The sequence below is a fragment of the Streptomyces sp. NPDC088553 genome, assembly GCF_044752965.1.
In the GTDB taxonomy this organism is placed as follows: domain Bacteria; phylum Actinomycetota; class Actinomycetes; order Streptomycetales; family Streptomycetaceae; genus Streptomyces.
In genome coordinates this window covers 285,294-305,413 of sequence record NZ_JBIVMG010000006.1, presented here as the reverse complement: position 1 = coordinate 305,413, position 20,120 = coordinate 285,294, and the positions used below count along the sequence as shown (strand labels likewise).

Below are 20,120 nucleotides of genomic sequence, written 5' to 3'. Positions count from 1 at the left end.
AGAGGGCGGCCCCGGCAGGGGGCCGCCCTCCCGTCAGCTGTCCGAGCCCTTCAGCGGGCCGTCCTGAGCCCGTCGAACGCCAGGTGCGCGACGGTCTCGGCGAGCTGCTCGCGCTCCACCGTCGCGTCCGGATGCGGCCGGTACCACTCCACCAGCGAGTTGATCATCCCGAAGAGCAGCCGGGTCGCGAGCCGGATGTCCACATCGGCCCGCAGATCGCCCTCCTCGGCGGCCGCCTTGAGCAGATCGGCCACCTTGTGGTCGAACTCGCGCCGCCGCTCCATGGCCCACCGCTCGGTGCCGGTGTTGCCGCGCACCCGCAGCAGCAGCGTCACGTACGGAAGCTCCGCGATCAGCACCTCGACCGTGCGGCGCGTGACGTACTCGACCCGCTCGACGGCCCGGCCGCGCCCCGCGTCCGGCTCGTCGAGGATCGCGAAGAGCCCGTCGAGCGCCCGGCTGACCGCCCGCCGCAGCAGCTCCTCCTTGCCGGCCACATGGTGGTAGATCGACGACTTGGAGATCCCGGCCGCCTTGGAGAGGTGCTCCATGGACGTGCCGTCGTAGCCGCGCTCGTTGAAGACCCGCACGGCCACCGAGAGCAGCGTCTCGGGGGTGTAGGTGTCGCGCTTGGCGGTGGTCATCGGGAGTCCTCCGCGTCCTCGGCGTACCCCCGGCGGACCGTGGCCAGGCTCGGCGCGTACCGGCCCGTGGGGTAGCGGTCGTGCATCGCGGCGAGGAGGTCCCTCACGCGCGCGTGGCCCACGTTTCCTGCCCACTCCAGCGGGCCGGCCGGATAGTTGACCCCGAGCCGCATGGCCGTGTCCACGTCCTCGGCGGTGGCGACGCCCCGGTCGACGGCGTCGGCGGCGAGGTCGGCCAGCATGGCGACCGTACGGCCGACGATCATGCCCGGCACGTCGCCGATCACGGACACCTGCTTGCCGAGCGCCTGGAAGAGACCGACCGCCTCCGCGAGCGTCTCGTCCGAGGTCCCCTCCCGGGTGGAGAGCACGATCCGGGACGCGCGCGCGTAGTCGAGCGCCAGGTCGAAGTAGATGATCTCGTCGGTGTCGTACTCGAAGGAGGTCTCGCCGTCGACGAGGCCGAGCTTCCCACCGCCGGGCAGCAGGATGTAGCCGTTGCCGCCCTTGCGCCGGACGGTGATCCCGGCCTCCTCGAAGAGCCCGATCAGCGGCTCCGCGGGCCCGAGGTCGCCCCGTACGACGATCCTCTTCGGCGCCTCCGCCGGCGCCGCCGCGTGCGGCTCGGGCCGCTCGGCGCCTTCCGCGTACGAGAACCAGCCCTGGCCCGTCTTGCGGCCGAGGCGCCCCGACTCCACGAGCCGCCGCTGCGCGAGCGAGGGCGTGAACTTCGGGTCCTGGTGGAAGGAGTCCCAGACGGACCGGGTGACGGCCTCGTTCACGTCCTGGCCGATGAGGTCGGTCAGCTCGAACGGGCCCATCCTGAAGCCGCCGCACTCGCGCAGGGCCGCGTCGATGGTGGCCGGGTCGGCCGCGCCCTCCTCGAAGACCCGCAGCGCCTCCGCGTAGAAGGGGCGGGCGACCCGGTTCACGATGAAACCGGGGGTGTCCGCGCAGCGCACCGGCGTCTTGCCCCAGCCCCTCACCGTCTCGTACGCGCGCGTGGCGACGTCCGGCTCGGTGGCGAAGCCGCTGACGACCTCGACGAGGGGGAGCAGCGGCGCCGGGTTGAAGAAGTGCAGTCCGACGAACCGGCCGGGCAGCCGCAGGCCTCCCGCGATGGCGGTGACGGAGAGCGAGGAGGTGTTGGTGGCGAGGACGGTGTCGTCGCCCACGACCTTCTCCAGGTCGGCGAAGAGCTGCTGCTTGACGGGCAGCAGCTCGACGATCGCCTCGACGACGAGCGCCGCGTCCGCGAGCTCCGCGAGGTCCTGGGCGGCGTACAGGCGTCCGACGGCCGCCTCGCGCGCGGTGGCGTCGAGGCGCCCCTTCTCGACGAGGCGGTCGAGGCGTGCGGTGAGGGCGGCCACGGCCTCCTCGGCGCGGCCGGGGGCGCTGTCGTAGAGCCGCACGGGGTGGCCGGCGACCAGCGCGACCTGGGCGATGCCCTGGCCCATGGTGCCGGTGCCGACGACGGCGACGGCCCGGTCCCGACCGACGGGGCCCGGGGCCCCTCCGGCGGCGGCTTCGGATGCTTCCACGGCGGCGGCAGGCTCACTGGCGGTCACGTCGTCGCTCCCCCTGACGGTCACGTTGGCGCTCATAGGAGTGATCCTCCCCGATGGGTTTTCCACAGGATCGACAGGCCCCCTTGTCCCGACCGATCGTTCGGTTACTCTAACTCCGTACGTGTCTCCCTGCCCAGCTCGACGAGGAGTTGGTCCACCCATGGCCACCGTTCTGCCGACCACCGACCGTCTGGCCGAGAAGCACCGGTCCACGCTCGACCAGGCGCTCGACACCATCCGGACCCGTGCCTACTGGTCGCCGTATCCCGAGCACCCGAAGGCGTACGGGGAGGACGGCTCGCTCGACGCGGCGGCCGGTCTCGCCGCCCACCAGGCCGTGCTGAACACCCGCTTCGAGCTCGACCAGCCCGGCACGGACGGCTGGACCGGAGGCGAGACCTCGCCGTACGGCCCCGAGCTCGGCATCGAGTACCCGCACGCCGACATCGACGTCCTGCTCCCCGCGATGCGCGCGGGCATGGGTGCCTGGCGCGACGCCGGGGCCGAGACCCGCGCCCTGGTCTGCCTGGAGATCCTCGCCCGGATCTCCGCCCGCACCCACGAGTTCGCCCACGCCGTCATGCACACCAGCGGCCAGGCGTTCATGATGGCGTTCCAGGCCGGCGGCCCGCACGCCCAGGACCGCGGCCTCGAAGCCGTGGCGTACGCCTACGCGGAGCAGACCCGCACCCCCGCCGGACGGGCCGACTGGTCCAAGCCGCAGGGCAAGCGCGACCCCCTGGAGCTGAGCAAGGAGTTCACCCCGGTCGGCCGCGGCATCGCCCTGGTCATCGGCTGCAACACCTTCCCCACGTGGAACGGCTACCCGGGCCTGTTCGCCTCCCTCGCCACCGGCAACCCGGTCCTGGTCAAGCCGCACCCGCGCGCGGTGCTCCCGCTCGCGCTGACCGTGCGGGTAGCCCGTGAGGTGCTCGCCGAGTCCGGCTTCGACCCGAACCTGGTCGCGCTCGCCGTGGAGCGGCCGGGCGAGGGCATCGCCAAGGCCCTGGCCGTGCGCCCCGAGATCCGGATCATCGACTACACCGGCTCGACCGCCTTCGGCGACTGGCTGGAGGCCAACGCCCGCCAGGCGCAGGTCTACACCGAGAAGGCCGGCGTCAACACGGTGGTGGTCGACTCCACCGACAACTACAAGGGGATGCTCGCCAACCTGGCCTTCTCGCTGTCCCTGTACAGCGGCCAGATGTGCACCACCCCGCAGAACCTGCTGATCCCCCGCGACGGCATCACCACCGACCAGGGCCCCAAGTCGTACGACGAGGTGGTCGCCGACCTCGCCGCGGCGGTCGGCGGTCTGCTCGGCGACGACGCCCGGGCGAACGGTCTGCTGGGCGCCCTGGTCAACCCGGACGTTAAGGCGCGCCTGGAGGCCGCCTCGGGCCTCGGCGAGGTGGCGCTCGCCTCCCGCGAGGTCGTCAACCCGGAGTACCCGGACGCGGTGGTCCGTACGCCGGTCCTCGTGAAGCTGGACGGCTCCAAGCCGGACGCCCAGGCTGCGTACTTCTCGGAGTGCTTCGGCCCGGTCTCCTTCGCCGTCTCGGTGGACTCCACCGCCGACGCCCTGGAGCTGCTCCGGCGCACGGTCCGCGAGAAGGGCGCGATGACGGTCGGGGCCTACACGACCTCGTCGGACGTCGAGCGCGCGGTGGAGGAGGTCTGCCTGGAGGAGTCGGCGCAGCTGTCGCTGAACCTCACGGGCGGGGTCTATGTGAACCAGACCGCCGCGTTCTCCGACTTCCACGGCTCCGGCGGCAACCCGGCGGCGAACGCGGCGCTGTGCGACGGCGCCTTCGTCTCCAACCGCTTCCGGGTGGTGGAGGTCCGCCGCCAGGCCTGAGACAGACCCTCGTGGAGGCCCCCAGGGGCCTCCACGCGGCTCCCCCGGGGCCCTCGCGTCTAGGGGGTCTCGATCTCCGCGTAGCGCTGGACCCACACGTGCATGGCGATGGCGGCGGCCGCTCCCGCGTTGATCGAGCGGGTCGAGCCGAACTGGGCGATCGAGCAGACCCTCTCCACATGGGCGCGGGCCTCCTCGGTGAGCCCGGGGCCCTCCTGCCCGAAGAGCAGCACACAGCGGCGGGGCAGCACGGTCCGCTCCAGCGGTACGGCGCCCGGCAGGTTGTCGATGCCGATGACCGGGATGCCCTCGGCCGCCGCCCACGAGGTCAGCGACGCGGTGTCCGGGTGGTGCCGGACGTGCTGGTAGCGGTCGGTGACCATGGCTCCGCGCCGGTTCCAGCGCCGCCGGCCCACGATGTGGACCTCCTTCGCCAGGAACGCGTTGGCCGTCCGTACCACCGAACCGATGTTGAAGTCGTGGCCCCAGTTCTCCACGGCCACGTGGAAGTCGTGCCGCCGGGTGTCCAGGTCGGCGACGACCGCCTCCCGCGTCCAGTACCGGTAGCGGTCCACGACATTGCGCCGGTCGCCCCCGGCGAGCAGCTCGGGGTCGTACCGCTCGCCCTCGGGCCACGGCTCGGGGTGCGGACCGACGCCGATCTCGGTGCCGAAACCCTCGTCGTACTGGACCGGCTCCGACGCCTCGGGCGCTGCCGTCTCTTCGGTGGTGCTCACCCGACGAGGGTACGGGGACCGTGCTCCTCACCCGTACGGCGCTGCTCGGGCACCGCCCCGGCGGGCGTCCGCCGCCACAGCCGTTCCCTGCCCCGTACGACCCGGGCTCCGAGCGCCACCAGGAACGGCGTCGGCAGGAACACGGCGTCGGCGGAGATCATCGCGAGCGAGAAGACCGGCAGCCCGAGGAGCACCGCGATCCCGGCGTGCTCCAGCATCATCGCGACGAGCAGGACGTTCTTGACCTTGCGGTGGAAGAGCGTGAACGGGAAGGCGACCTGCACGATCACCGTGCCGTAGGTCAGCAGCATCACCATGACCCCGCTGGTCCCGAGCAGCTCGGAGAGGGCGGGCCAGGGTGTGAAGTAGTCGAGGTGGAGCGGGTAGAACAGCGCGGTGCCGTCCTGCCAGCGCGAGCCCTGGATCTTGTACCAGCCGGCCGTGGCGTAGATCAGGCAGACCTCCGCCATGATCACGACGAGGGCGGCGTTGTGCGCGAGGTGCGCGAGGGCGTCGAGCAGGGTGCGCGGCTCCCCGGGCGCGAACCGGCACACCAGCCACCACAGGCCGTTCCCCAGCCACAGGACCCACAGCAGCACCGGCAGCCACCACTCGCCGGTGACCTGGCTGAACCAGGTGGTGGCGAGGAGGAAACCGCCGAGCACCGTCCACAGGAGGGGACCGACGCGATCGTGGCGCGGGGGCTCACCGGCGGCCGCGGCGCGGGCCTCGCGGGCGGCCCGCCGGGCGTCGAGGGACCACACCTGGGAGCAGCGGGTCAGCACGAGGTAGATCGCGGCGAGGTGGAGGACGTTGTCGCCGCCGTCGCCGACGAAGACGGACCGGTTCTGCAGCGAGAGCACGCCGGCCATGAAGACCACCGACACGGCGCGGGTGCGCCAGCCGAGCAGGAGCAGTACGGCCGAGAGCACGGCGAGCCCGTAGACGAGCTCGAACCAGAGCCGGCCGTCCGACCACATGAGCACGGTGAAGGACCGGTTGTCGGCGATCAGCCGGCGGGCCATCTCCCAGGACCAGGGGCCGTCGGGGCCGTACAGCTCGTGCCGGAACGGCAGCTCGCGCAGCAGGAAGACCAGCCAGGTCAGCGAGAAGCCGATCCGCACGATCGCGGTCTGGTACGGGCCGAGGGAACGGCCCGTGACGGCCTGGACGGCGCGCGCGAGCCGACGGTCGAAGGGCTCGCGGGCCCGGCCACGCGCGGGCGTGGGGGCGGGAGGGATGGGAGTGCTCACCGGCCCGCCTCCGTGCGGCTTCTGTCGGCACCGGCGGGCCGGTCGGCTTCGGTGACCGGCCACCACGGGAAGTCGCGGTAGGAGGGGGCGGTGTCGGTCTTCTCGGAGCTCCACGCGGGGGCGGGGACCGCCCGGGTGACGGTGCGCAGCTGGACGCGCCGCACGTCACCGGACCGGTCCGCGAGGCGGAGCATCGCGATCCGGCGCATGTACTCCTCCGAGAGAAGGCCGCGCATCCCGTTGGGGGTGTGGTCGTCGGAGTGCGAGTTGAGATAGAAGTCCACGGCCCGCCGGAGCTCGTTCTGCTGGGCGTGGCTGGGCATCGGGTTGTGCCGGATCGCCTCGGCGTCCTGCGCGGTGAGGTCGATCCAGCCGGTGGTGCGGCGACTGCCGTCGGCGGCGGCAAGTTCGGCCCGGACCTCGACGGAGACGTTCTGCTGGAGCGGGTTGGGCGCGAAGAGCTTCCAGTTCTGTTCGAACTCGGGATAGACCCAGTCGTCGACGGCCTGGCCGTGCCGCTTGGTCAGCGTGTTGGACGGCGCGACGTGCAGGAACACCATCGCCAGATGGACGCACGCGAAGACCCCGGCGACGGCGAGGGCCACGGCGAGGACGACCTGGTAGGGCATCGACAGGGCCATGATCCCGGTGCCCGACGGGGGCGTCGGACGGCCGTCGTCCGCGTCAGCGGCGCCTTTTTCGACGTACGCGTCCATCCCGCCCCGATCTCGATCGGCCCACCTCGGTTATCCACAGGGTTGACACCATACGGGCCGCCGACTCACCATTGAAGCTATTCAACCGAACGATCGGTCGGTAGGGAGTCCGATGACCGCAGTGACGGCAGGGATGGCAGAGACCACGGGCACGCCCGGCGTGTCGGACGCGGCCGTGGCGGCGGAGCAGGCCGCCTACGAGGCCGTGTTCGACGCCGCAGTGGCCGCCGACGAGCGGATCGAGCCGCGCGACTGGATGCCCGAGGCCTATCGCGCCTCGCTCGTCCGGCAGATCGCGCAGCACGCCCACTCCGAGATCATCGGCATGCAGCCGGAGGCGAACTGGATCACCCGCGCGCCCTCGCTGCGGCGCAAGGCGATCCTCATGGCCAAGGTCCAGGACGAGGCCGGCCACGGCCTGTACCTGTACAGCGCGGCGGAAACCCTCGGCACCAGCCGCGACGAGCTGCTCGACAAGCTCCACTCGGGCCGCCAGAAGTACTCCTCGATCTTCAACTACCCCACACTGACCTGGGCCGACGTCGGCGCGATCGGCTGGCTGGTGGACGGCGCCGCGATCACCAACCAGGTCCCCCTCTGCCGCTGCTCCTACGGGCCGTACGCCCGCGCGATGGTCAGGGTCTGCAAGGAGGAGTCCTTCCACCAGCGCCAGGGATACGAGGCACTGCTCGCCCTCTCCCGTGGCACCGAGGCCCAGCACGCCATGGCGCAGGACGCCGTGGACCGCTGGTGGTGGCCCTCCCTGATGATGTTCGGCCCGCCGGACGACGAGTCCACCCACACCGCCCAGGCGATGGCCTGGAAGATCAAGCGGCACTCCAACGACGAACTGCGACAGCGCTTCGTCGACATCGCCGTGCCCCAGGCCGAGGCCCTCGGACTCACCCTCCCCGACCCCGACCTCCGGTGGAACGAGGAGCGCGGACACTACGACTTCGGCGCCATCGACTGGACCGAGTTCTGGGACGTCCTCAAGGGCAACGGCCCCTGCAACGAGCAGCGGCTCAGCCGCCGGCGCCAGGCCCACGAGGACGGCGCCTGGGTCAGAGAGGCCGCGGCGGCCCACGCGGAGAAGCACCGCGTCGACAAGCACCACGGCGAGCAGCACCAGCACACCGGCAAGCACGGGGAGGCACAGGCATGACGAGCGACGGTTGGCCGCTGTGGGAGGTGTTCGTGCGCTCCCGCCGCGGACTGTCCCACACCCACGCGGGCAGTCTCCACGCCCCCGACGCGGAGATGGCCCTGCGCAACGCCCGTGACCTGTACACCCGCAGGAGCGAGGGCGTCTCGATCTGGGTCGTGCCCTCCACGGAGATCACCGCCTCCTCGCCCGACGAGAAGGACCCGTTCTTCGAGCCGGCCGCGGACAAGCCCTACCGCCACCCGACGTTCTACGAGATCCCGGAGGGGGTGAAGCACCTGTGAGCACCACCCCGGCCACGAACGAGGCCGCCGTGATCACCGGCGCCGCCCTCGCCCTCGGCGACGACGCCCTCGTCCTCTCTCACCGCCTGGGAGAGTGGGCGGGCTCCGCCCCCGTCCTGGAGGAGGAGGTCGCCCTGGCCAACATCGCACTCGACCTCCTCGGCCAGGCCCGCGTCCTGCTCTCCCTCGTCGGCGACGAGGACGAACTGGCGTACCTCCGCGAAGAGCGCTCCTTCCGGAACACCCAGCTGGCCGAACAGCCCAACGGCGACTTCGCCCACACCATCGCCCGGCAGCTCTACTTCTCCACCTACCAGCACCTTCTGTACGGGCAGCTGGCCTCCGGCGACGGGCCCTTCGCCGGCCTCGCGGCCAAGGCCGTCAAGGAGGTCGCCTACCACCAGGACCACGCCGAGCACTGGACGCTGCGCCTCGGCGACGGCACCGACGAGAGCCACCGCCGCATGCAGCACGCCTGCGACGCCCTCTGGCGGTACACGGGCGAACTGTTCCAGCCCGTCGAAGGAATCGACGTGGACCACGCTGCCATGGAGAGCGCCTGGCTGGCCTCGGTCACCGACGTCCTCGGCCGGGCCACGCTCACCGTGCCCGAGGGACCGCGCACCGGCGCCTGGGCCGCGGGCGCCGGCCGGCAGGGGCTGCACACCGAGTCGTTCGGACGGATGATCGCCGAGATGCAGCACCTCCACCGCAGCCACCCGGGAGCGTCATGGTGACCATGACGGCCCTGGAGGAGGAGCTGAGCCGGATCGCCGGCGCCGTCCTCGACCCCGAACTGCCCGTCCTCACCCTGGCGGAGCTCGGCGTCCTGCGCGGCGTCCACGTCACCGGACCCGGCAAGGTCGAGGTCGCCCTCACCCCGACGTACACGGGCTGCCCCGCCGTCGAGACCATGTCCTCGGACATCGAGCGCGCACTCCACGAGCACGGAGTGCCCGACGTCTCCGTCGTCACGGTCCTCGCCCCCGCCTGGTCCACCGACGACATCAGCGAGGAAGGGCGCCGCAAGCTCGCCGAGTTCGGCGTCGCCCCACCGCGCCCCCAAGGCCCGGCCGGCGGCCCGATACCGCTGACCCTGGCGATCCGCTGCCCGAACTGCGGCTCCACCGACACCGAACTCCTCAGTCGCTTCTCCTCCACCGCGTGCAAGGCCCTGCGCCGCTGCACCGCCTGCCTCGAACCGTTCGACCACTTCAAGGAGCTGTAGATGGAGTCCTCAGGCGTGGGCGCCCGGGCCGGCGGACGGGCCGGGTTCCATCCCCTCAGGGTGAGCGAGGTCGAGCAGCTCACGGACGACTCCGTGGCGGTCACCTTCGCCGTCCCGCCCGAGCTCCACGACACCTACCGGCACCTCCCCGGCCAGCACCTCGCCCTGCGCCGCACCGGCGAGCACGGGGAGGAGATCCGGCGCACCTACTCGATCTGCGCCCCCGCCACCCCGGCCGGCGAGGAACCCGTCCTGCGCGTCGGCATCCGGCTCGTCGACGGCGGCGCCTTCTCGACGTACGCACTCAAGGAGCTGGCCGTCGGCGACCTCGTCGAGGTCATGGAACCGATGGGCCGCTTCTCCCTCGCCCCGCGCCCCGGCCACTTCGCGGCCGTCGTCGGCGGCAGCGGCATCACCCCGGTCCTGTCGATCGCGGCCACCCTGCTCGCCCGCGAGCCCGAAGCCCGGTTCTGCCTGATCCGCAGCGACCGCACCGCCGCGTCCACCATGTTCCTCGACGAGGTCGCCGACCTGAAGGACCGCTACCCCGACCGCTTCCAGCTGGTCACCGTCCTCTCCCGGGAGGAGCAGCAGGCGGGCCTGCCGTCCGGCCGGCTCGACCGCGAGCGGCTCGCCGCGCTCCTGCCCTCGCTGCTGCCCGTCGAGGCCATCGACGGCTGGTTCCTCTGCGGCCCGTTCGGGCTCGTCCAGGGTGCCGAGCAGGCCCTGCGCGGCCTCAAGGTCGATCGCGCCCGCATCCACCAGGAGATCTTCCACGTCGACGACGGCTCCGCGCCCGCCCCGGTCGCCACCGCCGACACCCCCGCGCACGCCACGCTGACCGCGACCCTGCACGGCCGGTCCGGCACCTGGCCGGTGGACCGCGGCGAGACCCTCCTCGACACGGTGCTCCGCTCCCGCGCGGACGCCCCGTACGCCTGCAAGGGCGGAGTGTGCGGCACCTGCCGTGCCTTCCTCGTCGGCGGAGAGGTGCGGATGGACCGCAACTTCGCGCTGGAACCGGAGGAGACCGACGCCGGATACGTCCTGGCCTGTCAGTCCCACCCGGTCACCCCGGACGTGGAGCTGGACTTCGACCGCTGACCCAGGAGAAGCCGGCGCCACACCCCGAGCCAACTGTGGCGCCGCCATTCCCTTCCACTAGAACCTGTTCTATCTTGACGAACCGTCAGGACCAGCAGGGGCACAACGGGAGGGCAGGGCAGTGGACTTCACCTTCACCGAAGAGCAGCAGGCGGCCGTCGAGGCCGCCAAGGCGGTCTTCTCGGGCGTCACGCCCGACGCGGTACCGAGCCCCGCCCTCACCCCGGGCGCCGTGTCCGAGGACCTCGACCGACCGCTCTGGTCCCACCTCGCCGCCGCCGACCTCCTCGGCCTCGTGGTGTCCCCGGAACACGGCGGCGGCGGGCTCGACCCCGTCGCCCTCTGCCTCGTCCTGCGCGAATCGGCCCGCGTCCTGGCCCGCGTCCCCCTCCTGGAGACCAGCGCCCTCGCCATGACCATCGAGCGGTACGCACCCCCGGAGACGGCCGCCGGACTCCTCCCCCGCGTGAGCCGCGGCGAACTCGTCCTCACCGCAGCCTCCCAGGGACGCACCGGCCACGACCCCGCCGAACGCGCCGTCACCGCACGCCGCGACGGCACCGACTGGATCCTCGACGGCCTGCAGACCGCCGTCCCCTGGGCCCACGGCGCCGACATCATCGCCGTACCGGCACACACCCCCGACGGCGCCACCGTCCTCGCCCTGCTGCCCCGCACCCACGACGGACTGACCCTCACCGCGCAGTACTCCACCAGCGGCGAACTCCTCGCGGAACTACGGCTCGACGCCGTCCGCCTCGACAGCACCGACGTCATCGACACCGAAGGCGCCTGGGACTGGCTGCGCGGACTCCTCACCACCGGCACCTGCGCGCTCGCCCTCGGCCTCGGCGAGGCCGTCCTCACCATGACGAGCCAATACACCGGAAAACGCGAACAGTTCGGCCACCCCGTCGCCACTTTCCAGGCCGTCGCCGTCCAGACCGCCGACCGCTACATCGACCTGCGCGCCATGGAGGTCACCCTCTGGCAGGCGGCATGGCGTCTGTCCAGCGGAGCCGAAGCGGCCCTCCCCGCCGAAGGGGACATCGCCGTCGCGAAGATCTGGGCCTCCGAAGGCGTACGACGCGTCGTGCAGACCGCTCAGCATCTGCACGGCGGCTTCGGCGCCGACACCGACTACCCGCTGCACCGCTTCCACGCCTGGGCCAAACACCTGGAGCTGTCGCTCGGCCCCGCCGCGGCCCACGAGGACGCCCTGGGCGACCTCCTGGCCGCCCACCCCCTCGACTGAGACCCGCCGAAGCCGGCCGGCACGGGCCCGGGGAACGTCAGAGAACGAAAGCCGGGTTTCCGGTACCCGTCACCATCGGACGCCCGGCACCGTCCCAGGCGAGCATTCCGCCGTCGACGTTCACCGCGTCGAAGCCCTGCTGCACCAGATACTGCGTGACCTGCGCCGACCGACCACCCACCCGGCACATCACGTACGCGCGACCGCGCTCGGCCACCGCCTCGGTCACCTCACCGAAGCGGGCGACGAAGTCGCTCATCGGCACGTGCAGCGCGCCCTCGACATGCCCGGCCGCCCACTCGTCGTCCTCCCTGACGTCCAGCACCAGGGCATCGGCCGGCACGGACGCCGCGTCCACCGAGGGCAGAGGGGAGAAATTCATGGGACCGGCCTTCTCTCGATCAGTACCGCCCGATGAGTCTCGAGCGCACGGAAAAACCTACTGCACCAGCCCGGCCAGCTCGCTCTCCCGCTCGGAGACCTGCGCGAGCAGCTGCTCCGCGATCTCCTCCAGGAGACGGTCGGGGTCCTCCGGCGCCATCCGCAGCATCGCGCCGATCGCGCTCTCCTCCAGCTCGCGCGCCAGCGTCGACAGCATGTCCTTGCGCTGCGCCAGCCACTCGAGGCGCGCGTACAGCTCCTCGCTCTCGCTGAGCCGCTCCTCGGCCGGCACGGGACCGGCCTCCCACTCGGCGGACAGCTCGCGGAGGGCGGCTTCGTCGCCGCGGGCGTAGGCGGCGTTCACCCGCGTGATGAACTCCTCGCGCCGCTTCCGCTCGTCCTCCTCGCGGGCCAGGTCGGGGTGGGCCTTGCGGGCCAGCTCCCGGTAGAGCCTGCGGACCTCCTCGTTGGGGCGGACCCGCTTCGGCGGCCGCACCGGACGGTCGGTGAGCATGGCCTCGGCCTCGGGGGAGAAGCCGTCGGAGTCGATCCAGTCGTGGAACAGCTCGTCCACCCCGGGCATCGGCATGACCGCGGCCCGCGCCTCCTGCGCACGCCGCAGGTCCTCGGGGTCACCGGTCCGTGCCGCCCGCGCCTCGGCGATCCGCGCGTCGAGCTCGTCGAGCCGCGCGTACATCGGGCCGAGCTTCTGGTGGTGCAGCCGCGAGAAGTTGTCCACCTCGACGCGGAAGGTCTCGACGGCGATCTCGAACTCGATCAACGCCTGCTCGGCCACCCGCACAGCCCGCTCAAGCCGCGCCTCAGGCCGCTCGTCCCGCTGCTCGGCCAGCGGCACCCCGCTCGCAGACGCCTCGCCCCGGCCCGGCTCCTGCTGCGGCGACTCGCTCCGGGACGGCTCGTCCTGAGGCCGCTCGCTCTCGGGGCCCTCGTTCGCACCCTGGTGCACGCTCACGTCTACGCCCGCCCACGTCCTCGTTCCGGCTCGTCCCACCCAGCCTACGGTCCTTCCGAGGGGGCCTCCCCCCTCCCCTCCCCCTCCCCACCCTCCCCCTCGTGCCCCGGACGGGGGCAGCAGGCCGCCACGCCTGTGGTCCCCTCGCCGCAGGGGTCGTGCCCCGGACGGGGGCAGCAGGCCGCCACGCCTGTGTTCCCCGCGCCGCGGCGTCGCGACCGCGCGGCCTCCGGCATTCTCGGGGCGTCGGTCAGACGCCCAGTTCCGCCGCGATACGGCCCGCTCGGACGGCGGTGAGCAGGTCGGCGTGGTCGGCGGTGGTGCGGTCCGCGTAGGAGACGGCGAACGCGGCGACGGCCTCGTCGAACTCCTCGTTCTTCCCGCAGTACCCCGCTATCAGGCGCGGGTCGGCGCTGTGGGCGTGGGCGCGGGCGAGCAGGGCCCCGGTCATCCGGCCGTAGTCGTCGACCTGGTCCACGGTGAGTGCGGAGGGATCGACGCTGCCCTTGCGGTTGCGGAACTGGCGCACCTGGAAGGGGCGCCCTTCCACGGTGGTCCATCCGAGCAGGATGTCGCTCACGACCTGCATCCGCTTCTGCCCGAGCACCACGCGCCGGCCTTCGTGGCCGGGGTCCGGCACGGTGAATCCGGCGGTCGGCAGATGGGGCAGCAGGGCGGACGGACGGGCCTCCTTCACCTGGAGGACAAGTGCCTCGCCCCGGTGGTCGAGGAGCAGCACGACATAGGAACGGGTACCGACGCTGCCGGTGCCGACGACCCGGAAGGCGACGTCGTGGACGGCGTACCGCGCGAGGAGCGGCAGCCGGTCCTCGGACACGGTCTCCAGGTAGGGGCCGAGGGAGACGGCGACGGCGGCCGCCTCGGCGTCCGGAACCCTGCGCAGGACCGGGGGAGCGTCCACGAAGCGGCGGCCGCCGCCCTCGGCGTCGGGGACGGCCTCGGTGGAGCGGGCGGCGAACCGGGCGCTGGTGTTGTTGCGGGCCTTGGCGGAGACCCGTTCCAGGGTGCCGAGGAGGTCACGGGCGTCGGTGTGGGAGACGAGTTCCTCGTCGGCGATGGCGTTCCACGCGTCGAGGGCGGGGAGCCGGGCGAGCAGCCGCATGGTGCGCCGGTAGGTGCCGACGGTGTCGAAGGCGGCGGCCCGGCACACGTCCTCGCTCGCGCCCGCTTCCCGGCCGACGAGGACGAGGGAGGTGGCGAGCCGCTTGAGGTCCCATTCCCAGGGGCCGACGACGGTCTCGTCGAAGTCGTTGAGGTCCATGACGAGTCGGCCGCGCGCGTCTCCGTAGAGCCCGAAGTTGGCCGCGTGGGCGTCACCGCACAGCTGGGCGGCGATCCCGGTGACGGGGGTGCCGGCGAGGTCCTGGGCCATGAGCCCGGCGGCTCCGCGCAGGAAAGTGAAGGGGCTGGCCGCCATCCTGCCGACCCGGATCGGCGCGAGTTCGGGGACGCGATCCCGGTTCGACTCCTCGACGGCGCGGACGGCGTCGGGCCGGTCGGCTGCGAGGGCGGGCTGCCGGTGGGAGGAGCGCGGGACGCGCTCGCGCAGGGCCTTGCCGCGCTCCTTGGGGGAGGCCGCGTCCCCGGCGGCCCCGCCGGGGACGGCGGTGCGGCGGGCGAAGCCCGGCACGTGCGGCACGCGCATGCCGTCCGACCCGCCTTCTGGTGCTCCGTCCGTGCCGTGCTGTCCTGGCACGACGACCTGGTTGTCGTCCATGGCCTGCCCTCCCCCGATACGAAAGTCCAACATCATCCGGCCTGACGGTACCGCCGCATCCGAGTGGTCGTCTCCCCCTGTGGACAAGGGCCTGTGGACAACTCCTCGGACGGTGACGGCCCCTCCTCCGGCTCCTCCTCCACCCCGCTCGCCGCCCCCACCAGCGGCGCGCCTCGGCCCGCTCCTCCTACAGCCCCGCGTCCCGGGCGAGCAGTGCCGCCTGGACGCGGTTCTCGCAGTCCAGCTTGGCGAGGATCCGGCTCACATACGTCTTCACCGTGGCCTCGCTCATGTGCAGCCGCTTTCCCGCGTCCGCGTTGGAGAGCCCTTCGCCGAGCAGCGCCAGCACATCGCGCTCCTTCTCGCTCAGGCCCGCGACCCGCCCCCGCGCCTCCTCGGCGCGGGCCGCCTCCCGGCCCGTGGCGAGCCGCTCCACGACGTGCCGGGTCGCCGCCGGTGACAGATACGCGTCGCCGGCCGCGGCGGCCCGTACGGCCCGGATCAGCTCCGCGGGTGCCGTGTCCTTCAGCAGGAACCCGGCGCCCCCGTGCTCCAGGGTCCGCAGGACGTTGTCCCGCTCCCCGAACGTCGTCAGGACGATCACCCGGGCCGCCGGCGCCGCCCGGCGCAGCTCCGGCAGCGCGGAGAGGCCGTCGAGCACCGGCATCTGGATGTCGAGCAGCACCACGTCGGCGGCGTGCGCCCGTGTCGCCTCGACCGCCTCCCGGCCGTTGGCGGCCTCGGCGACGACCTCGATCTCCGGGTCGGACGTGAGGATCATCCGGATCCCGGCCCTGATCAGCGGCTCGTCGTCGGCGATCACGACCCTGATGGGCTGCCCTGCCACAGCTACTCCCCACGGCTCCGGTACGGGCGGGTCGGCGCTAGCGCGCCTCGACCTCGTACGACTTCTTCTCGATCAGCTTGCCGTCCTTGAAGCAGAACCGGAAAACAGGCTCCTTGTCGAAGGTGTCGCTGAACTCCGAGGACATCAGCACCAGGCAGTCGGCTCCCTCCGGCTGCGCCGGTCCCTTGCCGCTGAGGCCTGCCGTGGCGATCGTGTCGCCGGACGGGAGCTGGCCCCGTACCTCCTTCTCCGGAGCCCCGACCTTCACCGCGTCGTACTGCGCGGGCTCGATCATGCCCTCCTTCACCGATCCCATCAGGAAGTAGAGACCGAAGCCCGCCGCGACCAACAGCAGGACGAGCGCCGCGAACGCGATGCCGCAGCCCAGCGCGATCGAACCGCCCGTGCTTCTGCCTCTTCCCCCGCGCACCGCCATGGCCAGCTCCCGCTCCGTGAATGTCCAGTCGGCCGGTCCGACCACGACCGGACGACCATCACCCACCAGCGGCTTCGTGGTCTGCTGCCGGAAGTCGTCGGCCTCATCGACCAAAGGCGCTGCTTCCGCGAGGGGCGCCGCCCCGTAGGGCAGCATCCCGGCCACCCGGAACCCGCCGCCGTCGGCCGGACCCGCGTGACACATGCCGCCCACCAGCCGGGCCCGCTCGGCGAGACCGGTCAGCCCCTGCCCGCCGCTCACCACGTCCTTCGCGGGCTCGTCCGTGGGCTTCTCGTTGAGGACCTCGACGACGAAGGTGTCCGGCTCGTACCGCAGGTCGACGCCGATAGCCGCCCCCGGCGCGTACTTGTAGGCGTTGGTGAGGGCCTCCTGCACGATCCGGTACGCGGCGTGGTCGGCGGCCGGGGCCAGTGTCCGCTCCTCTCCCGACCGTCTCAGGCCGACCGAGGTGCCGGCCGTGCGCGCCGCTTCCACGAGGCCTTCGATGCCCGCGATCCCCCGCGCCGCGCGGCCGGTCTCGTCCCCGGACCGCCCGGGCGCCGCCGCCGAGCCGTCGGCGGCCTCGATCCCGTCGCGCAGGATCCCGACGACCTCCCGCAGTTCGTGCATCGCGGTCACCGACGCGTTCCGCAGGACGCCGACGACCTCGCGCTGGCGCTCGCTCAGCTCCCGGTCCACCTCCAGGGCTCCGGTGTGGACGGCTATCAGGGCCAGTTGGTGCCCGAGGCTGTCGTGCATGTCCTGGGCGATCCGCTGCCGCTCCCGCAGCCGTGCCTGCCCGACGACCATGGTCCGTTCCCGCAGCAGCTGGGCGTTGCGCTCCTGGAGCGCGTGCAGCAGGGTCCGCCGTTGGGTCCAGTAGCGGTGGGCGAGCCCGGGGGCCAGGGTGGTGCCCAGGTAGTAGAGGGTCGCCGTGAGGGCGATGGTGAGCAGCCGGCCCCCCTCCCAGGGCCCCACGAGACTCCCTCCGACGTTCAGGACGAAGGCGGCGATGAACGCGGCGAGCGCGCGGCCGGCCCCCGCGATGTACCGGCCGGAGGACCAGCCGACGACCAGCAGCAGGGGACCGAAGCCGGGCACGAAGGGCGTGAGTCCCGCGGTCAGGACGAGCACGCTCGCGGGAAGTCTGCGCCGCACGAGGGACAGCAGGGCGGACCCGGCGGCGACGACGCCCAGGACCCATCCCTCGCCGCCCAGGAGGTCCTCGGTGCCGGCGCCGAGCAGCGCGACGACCGCGGCGAGTGCCACCTCACCGGTGATCCTGCGCCCCGACCACTGCCCCGGCACCGCGAACCACGCCCACCCTGTGGCGAGCGCGGCCCCGATCCCGTACGAACTCCGGGTCCCCGACTTCGACATAACGTCCACGCTCGCACCGTAGGCGGCAGCCCGGTTCCGGGTCGTCCCACTTTCGTCGCGGCCCCCGTCGACAAAAGTCGCACCCGTGGGACGCCCACCCTCAGGGCGCCGGCCGCACGCCGCGGGCCGCACACCGCAGCCCTCAGGATGCGGGAGCTATCTGGTCGAGCGATCCCAGAACGGCGACCGCCCGCTCCAGGTACTCCTCGAACCGCGCCCGTTCCTCGGGCGTGAACTCGGCGCCCAGCGCCCCCTCGACGCGAAGCGCCGCCTTGTCGGCCTTCTTCACGATGGCCCGGCCGGCCCGGGTCGCCCTGTTGACCACGACCTTCTGGTGCAGCTCCGAGGGCTCCCGGACCACCAGGTCGGCCTTCTCCAGGTTGGTCAGAACCGTGGCCATCGTCTGCGGCGTGACCATGCACTCCCGTGCCAGCTGCGCCGCGGACATGCCGTCCGAGACCGACAACAGCATCAGGACCGCGTACTGCGGCACCGTCAGACCGAACTCCCGCAGCGCCTCCGTCTTGCGCCCGATCAGAGCCTGCTCGGCCCTCTTGATCGTGTGCCCGAGCCGACCTGCGGCGACCGTCTCCGTCGTCGTCTTCGCCATGTCAAGAGTCTCCCATATGACAGAGGACGAACCAGGGGAACGCGTCACCGCCACACGCCCCTCGCCCGCCGCTCCACCAGCGGACCGAGTATCGCAGCCCTCTGTCATACACAAGATGCCTGACTCTGGTCTTGATCCATGTCGTATGACAGAGTTCTGCCTGCACATGACGGGGCGTCTGTCACGCGAGACGAGCGGACAGGGCTCCACGGGGGCACAACGGGAGAGGCGGTGCGCACGACCATGCGCAGAATCCAACTGGGCGGCTCGCGGCGGACCTTCGCGTCCGTCGGCATCGGCTGCATGGGCATGTCGTGGGGGTACGACGAGCTGGGCCGGGACGAGAGCGAGTCCATCGCGGTCGTACGGCACGCCATCGACCTCGGCGTCGACCTGATCGACACAGCGGACCAGTACGGCCCGTTCACCAACGAACTGCTGGTCGGCAAGGCGCTCAAGGGCCATCGCGAGAAGGTCCTGCTGGCCACCAAGGGCGGGCTCGTCGTCGACGACCCGGCCACCTACAAGAGCCACCGCGACGGCCGGCCCTCGCATCTGCGCGCCGCCGTCGACGCGAGCCTGCGGCGGCTCGACGTGGACCACATCGACCTCTACCAGCTGCACCGCATCGACCCCGAGGTGCCGGTGGAGGAGAGCTGGGGCGCGCTCGCGGAGCTGGTGAGGGAGGGCAAGCTCGGCGCGATCGGGCTCTCCGAGGCCTCGGTCGCGGAGATCGGCCGTGCCCACGCGATCCACCCGGTGGCGTCCGTGCAGAGCGAGCTCTCGCTGGGGAGCCGGGACGCCCTGAAGGACGGGGTGGTGGAGTACTGCGGCCGCGAGGGCATCGCGTTCATCGCGTTCGCCCCGCTCGGCCGGGGGTTCCTGTCCGGCCTGATCGGCAGCCCGCAGGACCTGCCGGCGGCGGACGCGCGGCACCGGATCCCGCGGTTCCAGCCCGAGGCCATCACCGCCAACCAGAGAATCGTCGACCGGGTACGGGCCCTGGCCGACGGCCTCGGCGCGACCGTCGCCCAGGTCGCGATCGCATGGGTGCTGGCCCAGGGCGGGCACGTGGGTGTCATCCCGGGCACCAAGACCCGTCGCTACCTGGAGGACAACGTGAAGGCCGGCTCCCTGACGCTCCCGCCGGGGGCCCTTGCCGAACTCGCCGCCCTGCCGGATCCGGTCGGCGCGCGCTGAACGTACGGGATCCCACGCCATGCGCACGCTCGTCCTGTCCACCACCACCGGCATGTTCGGAACGAACGTCCACATCGTCGCCGCCGGACCGGGGCATCCCTGCCTCGTCGTCGATCCCGGACATGAATCCCGCGAGGCGGTCCTACGGGCCGTCCGCGCCCACCGCCTCGAACCCGAGGCCATCCTCATCACCCACGGCCACATGGACCACACCTGGGACGCCGTTCCGCTCGTCCGGCACTACGGCGTCCCGGCCTGGATCCATCCGGCCGACCGCTACCAACTCGGCGCTCCCGCCGAGGGGCTGCCCGACTCGTTCCCCCGCGACCTGCTCGTCGGCCATCCGGACCGGGAGCCCGACGAGGTGCGCGAACTCCCGGAGCGGGGCGGTGAGCTGGCCTTCGCCGCCGGCACCGTCACGGTGCTGCACACGCCGGGCCACACCAGCGGCTCGGTGATGTTCCGCTTCGACGGCGGCGACGAGCCGCCCCTGCTCGCCACCGGCGACACCCTGCTCGCGAGCGGCCGGGGGCGCGCGGACGCGCCGACCGCGAGCCCGACGAGCATGGAGGACTCCCTCCGCACGGTCACCGGTCTCTGCCCGGAGAACACCCGGCTGCTCACCGGGCACGGTCCCGGGTCCTCGCTCGGCCGGACGGGAATCCGATGACGCGGACCACCCCCGGGGGCCGTTGTGACGTTGGTCATGGCGGGCGGGAGGGGGCGGGCTCGGACTTGTGTAG

General features: G+C 72.3%; 20 protein-coding genes. 9 read left to right on the top strand and 11 right to left on the bottom strand.

The window, feature by feature from the left end:
• Positions 1 to 50: 50 nt before the first annotated feature.
• Positions 51 to 644, bottom strand: coding sequence for a TetR/AcrR family transcriptional regulator (locus tag ACIP8Z_RS22000; protein WP_402085812.1), 594 nt, complete (start codon positions 642 to 644; stop codon positions 51 to 53).
• Positions 641 to 2,248: a 3-hydroxyacyl-CoA dehydrogenase gene (locus tag ACIP8Z_RS21995; RefSeq protein WP_402085811.1), complete on the bottom strand. Its 1,608-nt coding sequence runs from the start codon at positions 2,246 to 2,248 to the stop codon at positions 641 to 643. The genes ACIP8Z_RS22000 and ACIP8Z_RS21995 overlap by 4 nt, the downstream gene beginning before the upstream one ends.
• A 124-nt stretch (positions 2,249 to 2,372) precedes the next feature.
• On the opposite strand from ACIP8Z_RS21995, the gene paaN reads away from it, so the two are divergent.
• Positions 2,373 to 4,070, top strand: a complete 1,698-nt coding sequence (paaN, locus tag ACIP8Z_RS21990; RefSeq protein ID WP_402085809.1) for a phenylacetic acid degradation protein PaaN — start codon at positions 2,373 to 2,375, stop codon at positions 4,068 to 4,070.
• 59 nt (positions 4,071 to 4,129) lie between these two features.
• Here the strand turns inward: paaN and ACIP8Z_RS21985 are convergent, their stop codons facing one another.
• Genes ACIP8Z_RS21985 through ACIP8Z_RS21975 form a run of 3 tightly spaced genes read right to left on the bottom strand, consistent with a single transcriptional unit; the run spans position 4,130 to position 6,776 of the window.
• A complete protein-coding gene (locus ACIP8Z_RS21985) occupies positions 4,130 to 4,807 on the bottom strand; it encodes a TrmH family RNA methyltransferase (RefSeq protein WP_402085807.1) in 678 nt (225 codons plus the stop codon).
• Complete coding sequence (locus ACIP8Z_RS21980; RefSeq protein ID WP_402085805.1) at positions 4,804 to 6,060, bottom strand: HTTM domain-containing protein; 1,257 nt, start codon at positions 6,058 to 6,060, stop codon at positions 4,804 to 4,806. The genes ACIP8Z_RS21985 and ACIP8Z_RS21980 overlap by 4 nt, the downstream gene beginning before the upstream one ends.
• The gene (locus ACIP8Z_RS21975; protein WP_402085803.1) at positions 6,057 to 6,776 is read right to left on the bottom strand and encodes a DUF5819 family protein; all 720 of its coding nucleotides are present in this window, start codon (positions 6,774 to 6,776) and stop codon (positions 6,057 to 6,059) included. The genes ACIP8Z_RS21980 and ACIP8Z_RS21975 overlap by 4 nt, the downstream gene beginning before the upstream one ends.
• Positions 6,777 to 6,909: 133 nt before the next feature.
• Between ACIP8Z_RS21975 and paaA the strand changes: the two genes are divergently transcribed.
• The 6 genes from paaA (at position 6,910) to ACIP8Z_RS21945 (ending at position 11,812) form a co-directional block, all read left to right on the top strand.
• On the top strand, positions 6,910 to 7,941 hold the full coding sequence (gene paaA / locus ACIP8Z_RS21970; RefSeq protein WP_402085800.1) for a 1,2-phenylacetyl-CoA epoxidase subunit PaaA: 1,032 nt from the start codon (positions 6,910 to 6,912) through the stop codon (positions 7,939 to 7,941).
• The gene (paaB, locus tag ACIP8Z_RS21965) at positions 7,938 to 8,225 is read left to right on the top strand and encodes a 1,2-phenylacetyl-CoA epoxidase subunit PaaB (RefSeq protein WP_015034815.1); all 288 of its coding nucleotides are present in this window, start codon (positions 7,938 to 7,940) and stop codon (positions 8,223 to 8,225) included. The genes paaA and paaB overlap by 4 nt, the downstream gene beginning before the upstream one ends.
• Positions 8,222 to 8,962, top strand: coding sequence for a 1,2-phenylacetyl-CoA epoxidase subunit PaaC (gene paaC, locus ACIP8Z_RS21960; protein WP_402085799.1), 741 nt, complete (start codon positions 8,222 to 8,224; stop codon positions 8,960 to 8,962). The genes paaB and paaC overlap by 4 nt, the downstream gene beginning before the upstream one ends.
• A complete protein-coding gene (gene paaD / locus ACIP8Z_RS21955) occupies positions 8,956 to 9,453 on the top strand; it encodes a 1,2-phenylacetyl-CoA epoxidase subunit PaaD (protein WP_319315454.1) in 498 nt (165 codons plus the stop codon). Before paaC ends, paaD begins: the two co-directional genes overlap by 7 nt.
• A complete protein-coding gene (locus ACIP8Z_RS21950) occupies positions 9,454 to 10,557 on the top strand; it encodes a 2Fe-2S iron-sulfur cluster-binding protein (RefSeq protein ID WP_402085796.1) in 1,104 nt (367 codons plus the stop codon).
• Positions 10,558 to 10,678: 121 nt separating this feature from the next.
• On the top strand, positions 10,679 to 11,812 hold the full coding sequence (locus ACIP8Z_RS21945; protein WP_402085794.1) for an acyl-CoA dehydrogenase family protein: 1,134 nt from the start codon (positions 10,679 to 10,681) through the stop codon (positions 11,810 to 11,812).
• Between the two features lie 37 nt (positions 11,813 to 11,849).
• Here the strand turns inward: ACIP8Z_RS21945 and ACIP8Z_RS21940 are convergent, their stop codons facing one another.
• From ACIP8Z_RS21940 to ACIP8Z_RS21915, 6 genes are all read right to left on the bottom strand, one after another.
• Entirely contained in the window at positions 11,850 to 12,194 is a 345-nt protein-coding gene (locus tag ACIP8Z_RS21940; RefSeq protein WP_319315446.1) for a rhodanese-like domain-containing protein, read from the bottom strand.
• Between the two features lie 57 nt (positions 12,195 to 12,251).
• A complete protein-coding gene (locus ACIP8Z_RS21935; protein ID WP_402086521.1) occupies positions 12,252 to 13,160 on the bottom strand; it encodes a hypothetical protein in 909 nt (302 codons plus the stop codon).
• 256 nt (positions 13,161 to 13,416) lie between these two features.
• The gene (locus tag ACIP8Z_RS21930; protein WP_402085791.1) at positions 13,417 to 14,904 is read right to left on the bottom strand and encodes a DUF2252 domain-containing protein; all 1,488 of its coding nucleotides are present in this window, start codon (positions 14,902 to 14,904) and stop codon (positions 13,417 to 13,419) included.
• 187 nt (positions 14,905 to 15,091) lie between these two features.
• Positions 15,092 to 15,751, bottom strand: coding sequence for a response regulator (locus tag ACIP8Z_RS21925; RefSeq protein ID WP_383856715.1), 660 nt, complete (start codon positions 15,749 to 15,751; stop codon positions 15,092 to 15,094).
• 37 nt (positions 15,752 to 15,788) lie between these two features.
• Positions 15,789 to 17,567, bottom strand: a complete 1,779-nt coding sequence (locus ACIP8Z_RS21920) for a sensor histidine kinase (RefSeq protein WP_402086519.1) — start codon at positions 17,565 to 17,567, stop codon at positions 15,789 to 15,791.
• A gap of 142 nt (positions 17,568 to 17,709) precedes the next feature.
• The gene (locus ACIP8Z_RS21915; protein ID WP_402085790.1) at positions 17,710 to 18,177 is read right to left on the bottom strand and encodes a MarR family winged helix-turn-helix transcriptional regulator; all 468 of its coding nucleotides are present in this window, start codon (positions 18,175 to 18,177) and stop codon (positions 17,710 to 17,712) included.
• Positions 18,178 to 18,420: 243 nt separating this feature from the next.
• Between ACIP8Z_RS21915 and ACIP8Z_RS21910 the strand changes: the two genes are divergently transcribed.
• On the top strand, positions 18,421 to 19,377 hold the full coding sequence (locus ACIP8Z_RS21910) for an aldo/keto reductase (protein WP_402085787.1): 957 nt from the start codon (positions 18,421 to 18,423) through the stop codon (positions 19,375 to 19,377).
• 19 nt (positions 19,378 to 19,396) lie between these two features.
• Positions 19,397 to 20,047 carry an MBL fold metallo-hydrolase gene (locus ACIP8Z_RS21905; RefSeq protein WP_402085786.1) on the top strand — a complete coding sequence of 217 codons (651 nt, stop codon included), beginning with the start codon at positions 19,397 to 19,399 and terminating at the stop codon, positions 20,045 to 20,047.
• Positions 20,048 to 20,120 lie beyond the last annotated feature (73 nt).